Origin of the sequence: Sulfuricystis thermophila (genome assembly GCF_004323595.1) — a bacterium.
GTDB lineage: Bacteria > Pseudomonadota > Gammaproteobacteria > Burkholderiales > Rhodocyclaceae > Sulfuricystis > Sulfuricystis thermophila.
The window spans coordinates 419,065-431,991 of sequence record NZ_AP019373.1 but is presented as its reverse complement, the minus strand read 5'-3'; the positions used below and the strand labels follow the sequence as shown (position 1 = coordinate 431,991).

The 12,927-nt window shown below is 62.8% G+C and carries 11 protein-coding genes; 9 read left to right on the top strand and 2 right to left on the bottom strand.

The window, feature by feature from the left end:
- Nucleotides 1-17: 17 nt before the first annotated feature.
- Genes soxY through dnaE form a run of 7 tightly spaced genes read left to right on the top strand, consistent with a single transcriptional unit; the run spans nucleotide 18 to nucleotide 8,613 of the window.
- On the top strand, nucleotides 18-488 hold the full coding sequence (gene soxY, locus M52SOB_RS02230) for a thiosulfate oxidation carrier protein SoxY (RefSeq protein ID WP_131110377.1): 471 nt from the start codon (nucleotides 18-20) through the stop codon (nucleotides 486-488).
- A 39-nt stretch (nucleotides 489-527) separates the two neighbouring features.
- Nucleotides 528-839 carry a thiosulfate oxidation carrier complex protein SoxZ gene (soxZ, locus tag M52SOB_RS02225; protein ID WP_131110376.1) on the top strand — a complete coding sequence of 104 codons (312 nt, stop codon included), beginning with the start codon at nucleotides 528-530 and terminating at the stop codon, nucleotides 837-839.
- A 34-nt stretch (nucleotides 840-873) separates the two neighbouring features.
- Entirely contained in the window at nucleotides 874-1,707 is an 834-nt protein-coding gene (soxA, locus tag M52SOB_RS02220) for a sulfur oxidation c-type cytochrome SoxA (protein ID WP_172601723.1), read from the top strand.
- Nucleotides 1,708-1,727: 20 nt separating this feature from the next.
- A complete protein-coding gene (gene soxX / locus M52SOB_RS02215) occupies nucleotides 1,728-2,345 on the top strand; it encodes a sulfur oxidation c-type cytochrome SoxX (protein ID WP_131110374.1) in 618 nt (205 codons plus the stop codon).
- Between the two features lie 51 nt (nucleotides 2,346-2,396).
- The gene (gene soxB, locus M52SOB_RS02210; RefSeq protein ID WP_131110373.1) at nucleotides 2,397-4,112 is read left to right on the top strand and encodes a thiosulfohydrolase SoxB; all 1,716 of its coding nucleotides are present in this window, start codon (nucleotides 2,397-2,399) and stop codon (nucleotides 4,110-4,112) included.
- Nucleotides 4,113-4,156: 44 nt separating this feature from the next.
- The gene (locus M52SOB_RS02205) at nucleotides 4,157-5,104 is read left to right on the top strand and encodes an MBL fold metallo-hydrolase (protein ID WP_131110372.1); all 948 of its coding nucleotides are present in this window, start codon (nucleotides 4,157-4,159) and stop codon (nucleotides 5,102-5,104) included.
- Between the two features lie 11 nt (nucleotides 5,105-5,115).
- Entirely contained in the window at nucleotides 5,116-8,613 is a 3,498-nt protein-coding gene (gene dnaE / locus M52SOB_RS02200) for a DNA polymerase III subunit alpha (RefSeq protein ID WP_131110371.1), read from the top strand.
- Nucleotides 8,614-8,708: 95 nt separating this feature from the next.
- On the opposite strand, the gene M52SOB_RS02195 is transcribed toward dnaE, so the two are convergent.
- Together M52SOB_RS02195 and metG are read right to left on the bottom strand one after the other, a co-directional pair.
- Nucleotides 8,709-8,987 carry an acylphosphatase gene (locus M52SOB_RS02195; protein ID WP_131110370.1) on the bottom strand — a complete coding sequence of 93 codons (279 nt, stop codon included), beginning with the start codon at nucleotides 8,985-8,987 and terminating at the stop codon, nucleotides 8,709-8,711.
- Nucleotides 8,984-11,071 (bottom strand): methionine--tRNA ligase, encoded by a 2,088-nt coding sequence (metG, locus tag M52SOB_RS02190; protein WP_131110369.1) that lies wholly within the window; start codon nucleotides 11,069-11,071, stop codon nucleotides 8,984-8,986. The genes M52SOB_RS02195 and metG overlap by 4 nt, the downstream gene beginning before the upstream one ends.
- Nucleotides 11,072-11,177: 106 nt before the next feature.
- Between metG and apbC the strand changes: the two genes are divergently transcribed.
- Nucleotides 11,178-12,269, top strand: coding sequence for an iron-sulfur cluster carrier protein ApbC (gene apbC / locus M52SOB_RS02185; protein WP_131110368.1), 1,092 nt, complete (start codon nucleotides 11,178-11,180; stop codon nucleotides 12,267-12,269).
- Nucleotides 12,270-12,343: 74 nt separating this feature from the next.
- Nucleotides 12,344-12,913, top strand: a complete 570-nt coding sequence (dcd, locus tag M52SOB_RS02180) for a dCTP deaminase (protein WP_131110367.1) — start codon at nucleotides 12,344-12,346, stop codon at nucleotides 12,911-12,913.
- Nucleotides 12,914-12,927 lie beyond the last annotated feature (14 nt).

Genomic DNA, 12,927 nt, shown 5'->3' with positions numbered 1-12,927 from the left:
CAGAGGAGACCTACCCTATGGATCTGATTCGCAGGACGGTGCTGAAGGGGGCGGGGGCGACGGGCGTGCTCGCTGGCCTGCTGGCCACCGGGATGCTCAAGCCGACGCTGGCTTATGCCAATGAATGGAACGCCGCCGCCTTCGGCGCCAAGGACCTCGACGTCGCCCTGAAAACTATCGGCGCCGACGGCGCCGCCGCCAATCCCGCCCTCGTCATGAAGGCCCCCGACATCGCCGAAAACGGCGCCGTCGTCCCCGTCGATGTCGTCAGCAACATCCCCAACACCTCGTCGATCGCCATCCTGGTGAAGAAAAACCCCTTCCCGCTCGCCGCCCTCTTCGAGTTCTCGAATGGCGCCCTGGCCGACGTCTCGGTGCGCCTCAAGGTCGCCGAAACCAGCGCCATCATCGCCATCGCCAAGGCCGACGGCAAAACCTACACCGCCCAGAAAGAAGTCAAGGTCACCGTCGGCGGCTGCGGCGGTTGAGCACGGCTTCGCGTCTTCTTTCAGAAAAGGAATCCCACCATGGCTGATCCAATGAAAATCCGCGCCCAGATGAAGGGCGATGTCTGCGAAATCCGCGTCCTCATGTCCCACCCCATGGAAACCGGCCAGCGCAAGGACAACGACGGCAAAACCATCCCCGCCCATCACATCCAGCTCGTCTCCGTCGCCTTGAATGGCAAGCCCGTCGTCTCCGGCCAGCTCGCCGGCTCCGTCTCCCGCAACCCCGTCCTCGGCTTCAAGGTCAAGGGCGCCAAAGCCGGCGACAAAGTCACCGTCTCCTGGAAAGACAACAAAGGCGATTCCAGAACCGATGAGGCAACCGTGGCGTAATGCCCGAATGGCTCGCACCCCAAAGGAGGAAAAAATGAAAACCCTGCGTACCCTGGGCGCACTCTGCGCCTTCGCCGTCGCCGGCAGTCTTGGCGCGCAAACGACGGACGAAATCGACCACGCCAAGGCAGCCAAGGAATTCGAAAAATTCCGTGCCGAAATGGAAGACAGCAACCCCGCCGAGCTCAACGAGCTCAAGGGTGAAGAGCTCTGGAAAGCGAAGCGCGGGCCAAAGAACGTTTCCCTGGCTCAAAGCTGCGATCTGGGGCTCGGCATAGGCAAGCTCGAAGGGGCCTATGTGCAGATGCCGCGCTACTTTCAGGACGCCGACGCGGTGATGGATGCCGAGCGGCGCATCGTCTGGTGCATGGTCGAGAAACAGGGTTTCAAGTTCGAAGACATCGCCAAGAAGCCGTTTCAAAGCGCCAACGATGCAAGCGCGCCGGACATCACGAATCTCGTGATGTATGTCGCGGGACACTCGCGCGGCAAGCCCTTTGCGGTGAACCTGCAAGACCCCAAGGTGCGCGAAATCTATGAAATCGGCAAGGAGGTCGCTCATTACCGCGCCGGTCCCTATGACTTTGCCTGCAGCACCTGTCACGGTTCCGATGGCAAGCGCATCCGCATGCAGGATCTGCCGAACATCAATAGCAAAGAGGGCGCCACCAAGGCGGTGATGGGCTGGCCCGCCTGGCGCATGACCGGCGGTGTGGCCCTCACCCTGCAGTGGCGCATGAACGACTGCTTCCGTCAGCAGCGCTTCCCCGAGCCGAAATACGTTTCGGATACCGTCACCGCCCTCTTGACCTATCTGACCGCCAATGCCAACGGCGTGATCTACAAGGGCCCCGGCATCAAGCGCTGACTCGATCGAGGAGAAAAGACATGAACCAGAATATCGTTTTTGCCGCACTGGCGGCCGCACCCTTCCTGGTCGCCACCTTGCCCGCCCAGGCCGACGCCGACTATCGCGCCAAGGCGATTGCGATGATCCAGAAAGACTTCAAGCCGCGCGGCCAGGCCGGCTTGGATCGTCTCGCCGAAGACGGCGTGCAGGCCATCTGCAACCGCACCGGTAACAAGCCGCCCGAGGCGATCACCAAGGTGCTCGAAGCCGACCAGCTGGCCAGCGTCAAATGGCCGGCCGACGGCAAGCTGATGGGCGACTGGAAAAAAGGCGAGAAACTGGCGCAGAGCGGTCGCGGCTTCACCTGGAGCGACAAGCCGGGCCTGCCGGTCGGCGGCAATTGCTACAACTGCCACCAGATCGGCCCGAAAGAAGTGGCCTACGGCACGGTGGGTCCCAGCCTGCTCGGTTTCGGCAAGCAGCGCGGCAACACGCCGGAGATGCAGAAATACGTCTATTCGAAGATCTACAACGCGAAGGCCTACAACCTCTGTTCCGAGATGCCGCGCTTTGGCCGTGTCGAGGCGCTTTCGCCCGAGCAGATCAAGGACTTGGTCGCGTTGTTGCTCGATCCAGAATCGCCGGTCAATAAGTAGCCGTCTGGAGAGGCCCGGCCGGGCCTTTCCTTTTTCCAAGGAGAAACTCTGATGTCCATGAACCGTCGCGAGTTCATGCAGATTCTTGCCGCCGCTTCCGCCGCCGGCTTCATGCTGGATTCCCGCGCCTTGCTGGCCGGCCAGGGCGGCGAGAGGTTCTACGACCTGCCGCGTTTCGGCAACGTGCATTTCCTGCATTTCACCGACTGCCACGCGCAACTGCTGCCGATCTGGTTCCGCGAACCGGACGTCAATCTCGGCGTCGGTAGCATGCAGGGCAAAACCCCACATCTGGTCGGCGAAAAGCTCTTGAAAGCCTATGGCATCCGGCCCGGTACGCGTGAGTCACATGCTTTCACCTACCTCGATTTCATCCAAGCCGCGAAGACTTATGGCAAGGTCGGCGGTTTTGCACATCTGGCGACTCTCGTCAAGCAGTTGAAGGCCAGCCGCCCCGGGGCGCTGCTGCTCGATGGCGGCGATACCTGGCAGGGTTCCGCCACGGCCTTGTGGAGCAAGGGGCAGGACATGGTCGATGCCTGCAAGCTCTTGGGCGTCGATGTGATGACCGGCCACTGGGAATTCACCTATGGCGACAAGCGCGTCAAAGAAGTCGTCGAGAAGGATTTCGCCGGCAAGATCGATTTCGTCGCCCAGAACGTGAAGACCGCCGACTTCGGCGATCCGGTCTTCAAGCCCTATGCCTTGCGCGAGATGAACGGCGTGAAAGTCGCCGTGATCGGCCAGTCCTTTCCCTACACGCCGATCGCCAACCCGCGCTACATGGTGCCGGAATGGAGTTTCGGCATCCAGGACGAAGAGATGCAGAAGGTGGTCGATGAAGCGCGTGCCGCCGGCGCTCAAGTCGTCGTCGTGCTCTCGCACAATGGCATGGACGTCGACCTGAAGCTGGCCAGCCGTGTCACCGGCATCGATGCGATTTTGGGCGGCCACACGCACGATGGTGTGCCGCAGCCGGTCAAGGTGAAAAATGCCGGCGGTGTCACGCTGGTCACCAATGCGGGCTCGAACGGCAAGTTCCTCGGCGTGCTCGATTTCGAGGTCAAGAACGGCAAGGTCAGCGATTTTCGCTACAAGCTGTTGCCGGTGTTTTCGAACCTGTTGCCGGCGGATGCGGAAATGACGGCGCTGATCGACAAGATCCGCGCGCCGCATCTTGCCAAGCTCGAGGAAAAACTCGCCGTCACGGAAGGATTGCTCTACCGACGCGGCAATTTCAACGGCTCGTGGGATCAGCTGATCCTCGATGCGATGATGGAGGTGAAGGGGGCCGATCTCGCCTTCTCGCCGGGCTTCCGCTGGGGCACGACGATCCTGCCAGGTGAACCGATCACCTTCGAGCACGTGATGGACCAGACGGCGATCACCTACCCTTACTCGACATTGACCGAGATGACCGGCGCGCAGATCAAGGACATCCTCGAAGATGTCTGCGACAACCTGTTCAACCCCGATCCCTATAAACAGCAAGGCGGCGACATGGTGCGCGTCGGCGGACTCACCTACGCCTGTGCCCCAAACGAGAAAATGGGCAGGCGCATCCAGGACATGCGCTTGAAGGGCGAACCGCTCGATCCGAACAAAAAATACAAGGTTGCCGGCTGGGCGCCGGTCATGGAAGGCGCGAGTGGAGAGCCGATCTGGGAAGTCGTCGCCCGCTGGCTGCGCGAGAAGAAGACCGTGACGCCGCGCAAGCTCAACTCACCCCGGCTCATCGGCGTCGCCGGTAATCCTGGGCTGGCATAATCGCTTTTTACCTGCCGTCCCGCCAACGCCGACTTTCGTACGCCATGGAATTTCAACTGCTCGACTATCAGAATGGCATCTATGCTTTCGATGCCGGTTATGTGCGCCACCAGCTCGCCGCCGTGCATCTCGTCGTCGATCACGGCCGTGCCGCCTTCATCGACAATGGCTCGAACGCTTCCCTGCCGCGCGCCCAACGGGCGCTCGCCGAACTGGGCCTGACACCCGAGGCGGTCGACTACGTGATCGTCACCCACATCCATCTCGATCATGCCGGCGGCTCGGGCGCCTACATGCAGGCCTTTCCGAACGCGCAATTCGTCGTCCATCCCCGCGGCGCGCGCCACATGATCGACCCGACGAAACTGATGGCCGCCACCGAGGAGGTCTATGGCAAGGAAAACGCGCAGCGCCTCTATGGCACGCTGATCCCCGTGCCGGCCGATCGCGTCATCGAAACCACCGACGGCATGGTGCTCAGCCTGGGCCAGCGTGAGCTCGCGCTCTACGACTCCCCCGGCCACGCGAAGCACCACGTCTTCATCCACGATCGCGCCGCGAACGGCATCTTCACCGGCGACACTTTCGGCATCGCCTACCGCGAGATGGATGCGCCCGATGGCCGGCATTTCGTCTTTCCCTGTCCGACGCCGTCGCAGTTCGATCCGGTCGACTGGCGCGATTCGGTCGAACGCATGATCGCGCTCGCACCCGAGGCGGTCTATCTCACCCACTTCTCGCGCATCGCCCCGCCGCGGCCGCTGGCCGAGCAGCTCCTGCGGCGCATCGACGACTGCGTGCGGCTGACGAAAGAAACGCTGCGGGAAGGGGAGGAGAATGCCCACGCCCGCCTGATGGCGAAGCTCGCCGATTACCTCTGCGCCGAAGCGCGCCGCCACGGCACGACGCTTGCCGATGAAGAAATCCGCAAGCTTTGGGCAATGGATCTCGATCTCGATGCGCAAGGCTTGCTGATCTGGGCCAAAGCGTAAAATCCGGGGCGATGTCCGCCCCCGCCCATCCTCCCCGTTTCGTTCATCTTCGCCTTCATAGCGAATTCTCGATCACCGACGGCCTGACCCGCCTCGACGACGCAGTGAAACGCGCGGTGGCGGATGGCATGCCGGCCTTGGCGCTCACCGACCTCGCCAACCTGTTTGGCATGGTCAAGTTCTACACGGCGGCGCGCGCGGCCGGCATCAAGCCCATCATCGGCTGTGATGTCTGGATCGCCGAGGAGGAAGGTTCGGCGCCCGATCCGACGCAGCCGATGGCCTCCCGGCTACTGTTGTTGGCCAAAAACCGCGCCGGCTATCTGCGCTTGTGCGAACTCATCACCGCCGCCTATCTGCGCCCGCGCCGTCATGGCCGCGCCGAGATTCCGCTTGCGCTGTTCAATGGCGACAACACCGGCTTGATCGCGCTTTCCGGCGCCCAATTCGGCGATACCGGCCAATGGCTCGCCGCCGGCAAGTTCGACAAGGCGGTTGCCTGTGCCCGGCATTGGGCCACGCTGTTTCCCGACGCCTTCTATCTCGAAATCCAGCGTCCCGACGGCAGCCGCGATAACCCTGCCCAGGAAAGCCTGATCGCCGCGACGCTGCAGCTCGGCGCGCAGCTCGGCTTGCCCGTGGTCGCGACGCATCCGGTGCAGTTCCTCGACCCGGACGACTTCCGGGCCCACGAGGCGCGCGTGTGCATCGCGGAAGGCTATGTGATGGGTGATCGCCGTCGCCCGCGGCTCTATCACCCGGCACAGTATTTCAAGACGCAGGCGGAGATGGCCGAGCTGTTCGCCGATCTGCCGGAAGCATTGGAAAACAGCATCGCGATCGCGCAGCGCTGCAATCTTTCCGTGCCGCTGGGCAAGAGCTTCCTGCCGAAATTCCCGACGCCGCAGGGCGAATCGGTCGAAGACTATCTCGCCCGGATGGCGCGCGCCGGCCTGGAACGACGCCTCGAACAGCTCTATCCTGATCCGGTCGAGCGCGAAACTCGGCGCTCGCAATACGGCACGCGGCTCGAATTCGAGATCCAGACCATCGTGCAGATGGGCTTTCCGGGCTACTTCCTGATCGTTGCCGACTTCATCAACTGGGGCAAGAACAACGGCGTGCCGGTCGGCCCCGGGCGCGGCTCGGGCGCCGGCTCCCTGGTCGCCTATGCCTTGGGCATCACCGACCTCGATCCGCTGCGTTACGACCTGCTGTTCGAGCGTTTTTTGAACCCCGAGCGCGTCTCGATGCCGGACTTCGACATCGATTTCTGCCAGGACGGCCGCGACCGGGTGATCGATTATGTGCGGAGCAAATATGGCCAGCACGCGGTGAGCCAGATCGCCACGTTCGGCACCATGGCGGCCAAGGCGGTGATCCGCGACGTCGGCCGCGTGCTCGACCTCGGTTTCAATTTCGTCGACCAGTTCGCCAAGCTGATCCCCAACGAACTGGGCATCACGCTGAAGGACGCGCGCGAAAAGGAACCACAGATCAACGAGCGGCTGGCGCAGGAAGAGGAGCTCGCCGAACTGTGGGCGCTGGCCGAGAAGCTCGAAGGCCTGACGCGCAATGTCGGCATGCACGCGGGCGGCGTGCTGATCGCGCCAGGCAAACTCACCGATTTCTGTCCGCTCTACTCGGCAGACGGCGGCGCCGAGCATGTCGTCACCGTCAGCCAGTTCGACAAGGACGATGTCGAAAAGGCGGGCCTGGTCAAGTTCGACTTCCTCGGCTTGCGCACGCTAACCATTCTCGCTGAGGCGGTGCGCTTCGTGAAGGAAGTGGAAGGCGTCGAGGTGAAACTCGACCGGCTGCCGCTCGACGACCAGGAGACTTACGACAAGATCTTCAAGACCGCCAACACCACGGCAGTGTTCCAGTTCGAATCGCGCGGCATGAAGGAGACGCTGCTGCAGGCGCGGCCCGACTGCATCGAAGACCTGATCGCCCTGAATGCACTCTACCGACCGGGGCCGATGGATTTCATCCCGAGCTTCATCGCCCGCAAACACGGCCGCGAGCGCGTCGTTTATCCGCACCCCTGCCTGGAAAAGGTCTTAAAGCCGACCTACGGCATCATGATCTACCAGGAGCAGGTGATGCAGACCGCACAGGTGGCCGCCAATTACACGCTCGGCGGCGCCGACCTGTTGCGCCGCGCGATGGGCAAGAAAAAGCCCGAGGAGATGGCCAAGCAACGCGCGATCTTCGTCGCCGGCTGCGCGCAAAACGACATCGACGAAACGAAGGCGAACGAAATCTTCGACACGATGGAGAAGTTCGCCGGCTACGGCTTCAACAAGTCGCACGCCGCCGCCTACTCGCTGGTCGCCTACCAGACCGCCTGGCTCAAATGCCATCATCCGGCGGCCTTCATGGCCGCGACGCTGTCCTCGGAAATGGCCGACACCGACAAGGTGCAATTCTTCTACAACGACGCACGCGACAACGGCATCAGCTTCCTGCCACCGGACATCAATACCGGCACCGTGCGCTTTACACCAGTCGACGCGCACACCATCCGCTACGGCCTCGGCGCGATCAAGGGCACCGGCGAAGCGGCGCTGGCGGCGATCCTCAAGGCGCGCGAATCCGGCCCCTTCGTCGATCTGTTCGACTTCTGCCGCCGCATCGACCGGCGCATCGTCAATCGCCGCGTCATCGAGGCGCTGATCAAGGCCGGCGCGTTCGATAGCCTCGACGACCATCGCGCCAAGCTGCTCGCCTCGGTCGGACGCGCACTCGAAGCCGCCGACCAGGCTGAAAGAAACGCCCATCAGGGCGGGCTCTTCGATCTCGCCGACGGCAGCCAGACCAGTGAAGTGCATTACGTCGACGTGCCGCGCTGGAGCGAGCGCGAACGGCTGCTCAACGAGAAACAGGCGTTAGGCTTCTTCTTCTCCGGCCATCCGTTCAATGCCCATGCCGGCGAAATCGCCGCATTCGCACCGCGGCGTCTGGCCGAGCTCGTGCCGGCGCGTGAAGCGCAGCTCTTGGCCGGGATCGTCGTCGGCATACGCACGCAGATGTCGCGGCGCGGCAAGATGGCCTATGTGACGCTCGACGATGCCAGCGCACAGGTCGAAGTCTCGGTATTCAACGAGCTGTGGGAAACCGCCCGTGCCAAGATCAAGGAAGACGAACTGCTGATCGTCGACGGCAAGGTGAGCCGCGACGATTTCAGTGGCGGCCTGCGCGTCGTCGCCGACGATATGATGACGCTCGCCGAAGCGCGTGGGCGTTATGCGCGTATGCTCCGGCTGTCGCTTAATGGCCAAATGAGTGGCCAGACGAACATCGACACTGCGGCCCGCCTGCGCACGCTGCTCGCGCCTTACCGCGCCCAGGAGGCCGCCTGTCCGGTGCGCCTCCATTATCGAAATCAGGCAGCCGAAGCCGAACTGACGCTGCCCGCGGACTGGCGGGTGCGCCTCGACGACCGTCTGCTCGCTGATCTCACCGACTGGCTCCAGCCCGAAAACGTCCGCGTGGTCTATCAGTAGCCGACCACCGCCAAGGTGCCGTCCCGCCGGCGCCGACTCTAAGAAACAAGTCGGCACCCGGCGGGACGTTTCCATTTACCGCCAGCGCCGATTTTTTACAGCGAGGCGCGCAGCTCGAAGCCGGAAAATTCCCCCTCGCCCAGCTCCACGGCGACGTGATCGACTTGCGCTGCGGGCGGCCCGCGGCGCGCCCAGTTCATGATCGCGGCGACCTGCTCGGCGGTGCCAGCCACCATCGCCTCGACGCTGCCGTCACTGCGATTCCTCACCCAGCCGGTAACCCCCAGCCGCTCCGCCTCGCGCGCCATGCTGGCGCGGTAGGCGACACCCTGCACGCGGCCGGTGATGACGAGATGCCGGATTTCGCGGCTCATTTCACCTGCATGCCCGGGAACGCGCCGGCATCGGGCGAGAGCAGGAACAGGCCGGGATGTTCGCCGGTCGGATCGGAGGCGGCGAGCACCATGCCTTCGGAGACACCGAACTTCATCTTGCGCGGCGCGAGGTTGGCGACCATCACCGTCAGGCGCCCAATCAGCTGGGCCGGATCGTAGGCCGATTTGATGCCGGCGAACACCTGCCGGGTGCCCAGCGGACCGAGATCGAGCGTGAGCCTGATGAGCTTTTCCGCCCCTTCGACATGGGAGGCATCGGCGATGCGCGCGATGCGTAGGTCGACCTTGGCGAAATCCTCGATGCCGATCTGCGCCGCCTCGGCGGGCTTTTCCCCGACCTGGTGCTGGGCGTGGCGTTGCGGCGAATGGGCGTCGGCGGCGGGCGCGAGCGTCTCCCGGTTGGCTGCCAAGAGGGCGTCGATCTGTTTCATCTCGATGCGCGTCATCAGGTGCTCGTAAGGGTTGATCAGATGCGCCGGCGGCAGCAGATGCGCCGCATCGTGCCAGGTGAGCGGCGCGACGTTGAGGAATTCCTCGGCCTGCTTGGCCAGCTTCGGCAGCACGGGCTTCAGATACAGCGTCAGCAGCCGGAAGGCGTTGATCAGCATCGTGCATACCACGTGCAGTTCGCGTTCCCTGCCTCCCTGCTTCGCCAGTTTCCACGGCTGGTGATGATCGACGTACTGATTGACCTGGTCGGCGAGTGCCATGATGCGCCGCACGGCGCGGGCGAAATCGCGCGCCTCGTAATGGCTGGCGATCTCCTCGGCCGCGAGCATCAGCTCGGGCAGGCTGCCCATGAAGCGCTCCTGGAAGGGCTCGTCGAGCAGGCGGCCGCCGAATTGCTTGGTGATGAAGCCGGCGGCGCGGCTGGCGATGTTGATGAACTTGCCGATCAGATCGGCATTGACGCGGGAAACGAAATCCTCGAGGTTGAGGTCGATGTCCTCCATCGTGCCGTTCAGTTTCGCGGCGAAGTAGTAGCGCAGCCACTCGGGGCTGAGACCCTGCTTGAGATAGCTCTCGGCGGTGATGAAGGTGCCGCGCGACTTCGACATCTTCGCGCCATCGACGGTCAAGAAGCCATGGGCGAAGACGTTGGTCGGCGTGCGATAGCCGGCGAATTTCAGCTCGGCCGGCCAGAACAGCGCATGAAAGTAGAGGATGTCCTTGCCGATGAAGTGGTAGAGCTCGGCTTTTGAATCGGGCTTCCAGTAGGCGTCGAAATCGAGTCCCATTTTCGTGCAGAGGTTCTTGAACGAGCCCATGTAACCAATCGGCGCGTCGAGCCAGACGTAGAAGTATTTGCCCGGCGCATCCGGAATCTCGAAGCCGAAATAAGGCGCATCGCGCGAAATGTCCCAGTCCGTGAGCTTGTTCTCACCCTCCGCTCCCAGCCATTCGGCGAGCTTGTTGGCGGCCTCGGTTTGCAGGCTGCCCTTGCGCGTCCATTCGCGCAGGAAAGTTTGGCAGCGCGGGTCGGAGAGCTTGAAGAAATAATGATCGGACGACTTGAGTACGGGCTTCGCGCCGGAGACGGCGGAATAGGGATTGATCAGGTCGGTCGGCGCATAGGCCGCGCCGCAGGCCTCGCAGGAGTCGCCATACTGATCCTTGGCCCCACACTTCGGGCACTCGCCCTTGATGAAGCGGTCGGGCAGGAACATGTTCTTCACCGGATCGTAATACTGCTCGATCGCGCGCACCTCGATCAGTCCGGCCGCCTTGAGCTTGCGGTAGATGTCTTCCGAATAGAAGCGCGTCTCCTCGGAGTGCGTGGTGTAATAGTTGTCGAAGGCGATGTGAAAGCCGGTGAAATCGCGCAGATGCTCGCCATGGACGCGGGCGATGAGCTGCTCCGGCGCAATGCCTTCCTTCTCCGCGCGCAGCATGATCGGCGTGCCGTGCGTATCGTCGGCGCAGACATACCAACACTCGTGGCCGCGCATCTTCTGGAAGCGCACCCAGATGTCGGTCTGGATGTATTCGACGAGGTGGCCGAGATGGATGGCGCCGTTGGCGTACGGCAGGGCGGAGGTGACGAGAATCTGGCGGGAGCTCATGTTTGCGGGTTCCACGGCGGAAGACTGGAAATTCTAGCAAACGCCCTCATCTCCCCGCTGCCTGCGGTAATATTAGACTAAACTGATCAAACATTCGGAGCCCCCCATGTCCCTCAGCGTAGAAGCCATTCAGGAAGCCCTCAAGTCGGTCATCGACCCCAATACAGGCAAGGATCTCGTCAGCACCCGGAGCGCCAAGAACATCAAGATCGACGGCAACGACGTCTCGCTCGACGTCGAGCTCGGCTATCCGGCCAAGAGCCAGATCGACCCGATCCGCAAGATGGTCATCGATGCGATCAAGACCGTGCCGGGTGTCGGCAACGTCTCCGCCAACGTCTATCAGAAGATCGTCTCGCATGCGGTGCAGAAAGGCGTGAAGCTGATTCCCGGCGTGAAGAACATCATCGCCGTCGCCTCGGGCAAGGGCGGAGTGGGCAAGTCGACCACCGCCGTCAACCTCGCTCTGGCGCTCGCCGCCGAAGGCGCCAATGTCGGCCTGCTCGACGCCGATATCTACGGTCCCTCGCAGCCGCAGATGCTCGGCATCCCGGACAGCCAGCCGGAATCGACCGATGGCCGCAAGCTCGAGCCGATGATGGCTCACGGCATCCAGGCGATGTCGATCGGCTTCCTGATCGACCCGGAAACGCCGATGGTCTGGCGCGGCCCGATGGTCACCCAGGCGCTCAACCAGCTCCTCGGCGACACCAACTGGAAAGATCTCGACTATCTGGTCGTCGATCTGCCGCCGGGCACCGGCGACATCCAGCTCACCCTGGCCCAGCAGGTGCCGGTCACCGGCGCGGTGATCGTCACCACGCCGCAGGACATCGCGCTGCTCGATGCCAGGAAGGGCCTCAAGATGTTCGAGAAGGTCGGCATCCCAATCCTGGGCATCGTCGAGAACATGAGCATCCATATTTGCTCAAAGTGTGGCCATGAGGAGCATATCTTCGGCGAAGGCGGCGGCAAGAAGATGTGCGAGGACTACGAAGTGGAATTCCTCGGCGCCCTGCCGCTCGACAAGAACATCCGCGAGCAGGTCGACTCCGGCCATCCCACCGTCGTCGCCGACCCGAATGGCCGCGTCGCCGAGATCTACCGCACCATCGCGCGGCGCATCGGCGTCAAGATCGCCGAGCAGGCCAAGGATCATTCGTCGAAATTCCCGACCATCGTCGTACAGAACACCTGATTTTCCCGCTCTTTTGTGGTGTAATGTGCCGCGCCCCGCCCGCCGGGGCGCTGTCATTTGAAGGAGTCGCCGCAATGGCCATCAAGTCGGACAAATGGATTCGCCGCATGGCGCGGGAGTACGGCATGATCGAGCCGTTTTCTCCTGAACTGGTGCGCGAAGTGGATGGCCAGAAGATCGTCTCCTACGGCACTTCCAGCTACGGTTACGACATCCGCTGTGCGGACGAATTCCGCGTGTTCACCAATATCAACCACACCATCGTCGACCCCAAGGCCTTCGATCCCGATTCCTTCGTCGAGGTCTCGGGCAAGGGCTATTGCGTGATCCCGCCCAACTCCTTCGCGCTGGCCCGCACCGTCGAGTATTTCCGCATCCCGAGGAGCGTCCTGACCATTTGCCTTGGCAAGAGCACCTATGCGCGCTGCGGCATCATCGTCAACGTCACGCCGTTCGAGCCGGAATGGGAAGGCTATGTGACGCTCGAGTTCTCCAACACCACCCCGCTGCCCGCCAAAATCTATGCTGGTGAAGGCTGCGCCCAGGTGATCTTCTTCGAATCCGACGAGATCTGCGAAACCTCCTACCGCGACCGCGGCGGGAAATACCAGGGGCAGGTCGGCGTCACCCTGCCAAAGATCTAGGCCTAGCGCGCACC

What these genes read in the sequence shown, in the direction of transcription:
- metG (WP_131110369.1), bottom strand. Translation starts at nt 11,071, where the DNA reads ATGAGCTCCCGCCAGATTCTCGTCACCTCCGCCCTGCCGTACGCCAAC.
- dcd (WP_131110367.1), top strand. Translation starts at nt 12,344, where the DNA reads ATGGCCATCAAGTCGGACAAATGGATTCGCCGCATGGCGCGGGAGTAC.
- apbC (WP_131110368.1), top strand. Translation starts at nt 11,178, where the DNA reads ATGTCCCTCAGCGTAGAAGCCATTCAGGAAGCCCTCAAGTCGGTCATC.
- soxA (WP_172601723.1), top strand. Translation starts at nt 874, where the DNA reads ATGAAAACCCTGCGTACCCTGGGCGCACTCTGCGCCTTCGCCGTCGCC.
- M52SOB_RS02205 (WP_131110372.1), top strand. Translation starts at nt 4,157, where the DNA reads ATGGAATTTCAACTGCTCGACTATCAGAATGGCATCTATGCTTTCGAT.
- dnaE (WP_131110371.1), top strand. Translation starts at nt 5,116, where the DNA reads ATGTCCGCCCCCGCCCATCCTCCCCGTTTCGTTCATCTTCGCCTTCAT.
- soxB (WP_131110373.1), top strand. Translation starts at nt 2,397, where the DNA reads ATGTCCATGAACCGTCGCGAGTTCATGCAGATTCTTGCCGCCGCTTCC.
- soxY (WP_131110377.1), top strand. Translation starts at nt 18, where the DNA reads ATGGATCTGATTCGCAGGACGGTGCTGAAGGGGGCGGGGGCGACGGGC.
- soxZ (WP_131110376.1), top strand. Translation starts at nt 528, where the DNA reads ATGGCTGATCCAATGAAAATCCGCGCCCAGATGAAGGGCGATGTCTGC.
- M52SOB_RS02195 (WP_131110370.1), bottom strand. Translation starts at nt 8,987, where the DNA reads ATGAGCCGCGAAATCCGGCATCTCGTCATCACCGGCCGCGTGCAGGGT.
- soxX (WP_131110374.1), top strand. Translation starts at nt 1,728, where the DNA reads ATGAACCAGAATATCGTTTTTGCCGCACTGGCGGCCGCACCCTTCCTG.